This is a genomic window from Polyangium sorediatum (assembly GCF_029946465.1).
Classification (GTDB): domain Bacteria; phylum Myxococcota_A; class Polyangia; order Polyangiales; family Polyangiaceae; genus Polyangium; species Polyangium fumosum.
In genome coordinates this window covers 1-895 of sequence record NZ_JARZHI010000174.1, presented here as the reverse complement: position 1 = coordinate 895, position 895 = coordinate 1, and the positions used below count along the sequence as shown (strand labels likewise).

The following is an 895-nucleotide window of genomic DNA, read 5'->3' as shown; positions in this document are numbered from 1 at the left end:
GTAACACCTCGCCCACCCCCGTCTGGACGCCGCCCCGCCCCCGTGGCAGGCGCCGCGAGCACGCGCATCCGGGCCTGCCACCGCGCGCCAACGGGCTTCGACAGCAAGCACCGCGCAGACGCCTGCGCGACCGCTCGCGCGAGGCAGCGTTCGTCAGAAGCGTACATTCGTGGGGCACACGCCCGCCCTCTTCGCGCCGGAGATCGGCGCGGACGATCGAAGGGACACGACGTCGCTGGCTCGGGATCTATCCCCGAGCAGCTTTCTCGTGCGGTAGTGGAATTCGCTCACCGCGTACTGCCGCCCGGATGGCCGTACTCAGGTAGACCTTCGGATCGAGCCCGCAGAGCTTCGCGCTCTCCACGAAAGAATAGAAGAGCGCCGCGACCTCGGTCCCTCGTCGCGACCGAGACCCATAGTGATTCTTGCGTCCGACCACGACGCCGCGCTCGGCTCTCTCGGTATGGTTGTTGTCCAGCGGAATTCGCGGATCCGAAAGGAATCGCGTGAGTCCGCTCCAGTGCCCGGCCATGTATTGGATCGCATCGTCCAGGCTGCTCCTGGGCACAACCGGCGTCGTCTCCGCCCAATGCTGTATGAGTTCCAGCAGCGGCTTGGATTCCGCTTGTCGTAGCGCGAGCCGTTCGGCATCTCCCTCGGGGCCGGGCCTGCACTTCGCCTCGACGGCATACAGGCCGCGGATCAAGTCGAGCACTCGCTTCGTCTCCGCGGGATACGAAGATTCGATCTTGATGAATTCGCGCCTCGTGTGCGCCCAGCAGTGCGCGAGCGAGAAGCCCTCTGTTTTCGAGAGCGACTTGTACACGGCGTAGCCGTCGCACATCACGACGCCCTTATAGCCACCGAGGACTTTCCTCCCGTCCTCGTTCGAGCG

General features: G+C 65.4%; 1 protein-coding gene. It reads right to left on the bottom strand.

What is annotated here, in order from left to right:
- Nucleotides 1-247: 247 nt before the first annotated feature.
- On the bottom strand, nt 248-895 hold a 648-nt coding region (tnpC, locus tag QHF89_RS49880), incomplete at its 5' end, for an IS66 family transposase (RefSeq protein ID WP_136973428.1).